The sequence below is a fragment of the Microcystis sp. LEGE 08355 genome (assembly GCF_015207185.1).
Classification (GTDB): Bacteria; Cyanobacteriota; Cyanobacteriia; order Cyanobacteriales; family Microcystaceae; genus Microcystis; species Microcystis panniformis.
Genome location: NZ_JADEXI010000892.1, coordinates 1 through 1,282 on the forward strand (window position 1 = coordinate 1; position 1,282 = coordinate 1,282).

1 protein-coding gene is annotated in these 1,282 nt (G+C 42.5%); it reads left to right on the plus strand.

The window, feature by feature from the left end; genetic code table 11:
- Positions 1-200: 200 nt before the first annotated feature.
- Positions 201-1,148: a fused MFS/spermidine synthase gene (locus tag IQ242_RS25030; RefSeq protein ID WP_193961814.1), complete on the plus strand. Its 948-nt coding sequence runs from the start codon at positions 201-203 to the stop codon at positions 1,146-1,148.
- The last annotated feature ends 134 nt before the right edge of the window (positions 1,149-1,282 follow it).

Genomic DNA, 1,282 nt, shown 5'->3' on the forward strand with positions numbered 1-1,282 from the left:
GGGCAGGGGGGATCAGAGGCAAAATCTATCTTCAATTTAATTATAACTACTTACTTAATCTTTTCTAGCTTACCGTTTTTCAGCGATCGATTATCGACAGCTTCGGGATTACCTGGAGATAATTTCAGGTTATCGATCGAATTTTGTCAATTGTTGTATAATGATAGATCGTGCCTTTTTCACCCCAAGGAGGATTAGTTATGGCAGGAAGTGAACTAAAAGCGGATCTATGGGTTAACGAATATATTACCCCCTGGGACATTTATAGTCATGGGGTTTCGCGGATTTTAGCCTACAAAAAAACCGCTTTTCAGGAGATGTATATTGTTGAGTCGGGGGCCTATGGAAAAGCCTTGGTACTGGATGGGAAATGGCAATCTTGTACGGGGGATGAATTTATTTATCATGAAGCATTAGTGCAACCGGCAATGATTGCCCACCAAGAAGCAAAAACTGCTTTAATTCTCGGAGGTGGTGAAGGTGCGACAACGCGGGAGTTATTGCGTTGGAAAACAATCGAAAAAGTGATGATGATCGATATCGATGGGGATGTGGTGGCAGCTTGTAAGGAACATCTTCCCGAAATGCACCAAGGCACTTTTGATGATCCTCGTTTTCAGTTAGTTGTGGCTGATGCTTTAGAAGTTTTAGACACCACTAACGATCAATGGGATATTATTATCTCCGATCTGGTTGATCCCATCGGAGAGGGTCCTTCTTTCCCCCTATTCACGAAAGAATACTTTGAAAAACTACAAAGAGTTTTGGCCGAAAATGGCATTGTGGTTGTCCAATCTGGTCCGGTTTCTCCTCCTTCGGTGATGTATCATGCGCGTTTGGTGAATACTTTAAAAGCAGTTTTTCCCTACGTTCATTCCTATTGCGCTCCCACTCCTAGTTATGGTTCCCCTTGGGGTTTTACTCTCTGTGCTAATCATCCTTTAAATACTCGTCCCGATCCCGATGTGGTGGATGAATTAATCAGCGATACAACTACGGGAGGATTACGTTTAATTGATGGCATGAGTTTACTAGGAATGTTACAAACTCCTCTCTATATTCGTCAAGCAATCGCACAAAATACGGAAGTTTATACCCTAGCAAAACCCCCGAAATTCTTCGGTCAAGGAGTAATCAGTAATCAGTAATCAGTTATCAGTTATCAGTTATCAGTAATCAGTAATCAGTTATCAGTAATCAGTTATCAGTTATCACTTCACTGAGAAAACTCCCCACACCCTACACCCCACACCCTACACCCCACACCCCACACCCTACACCC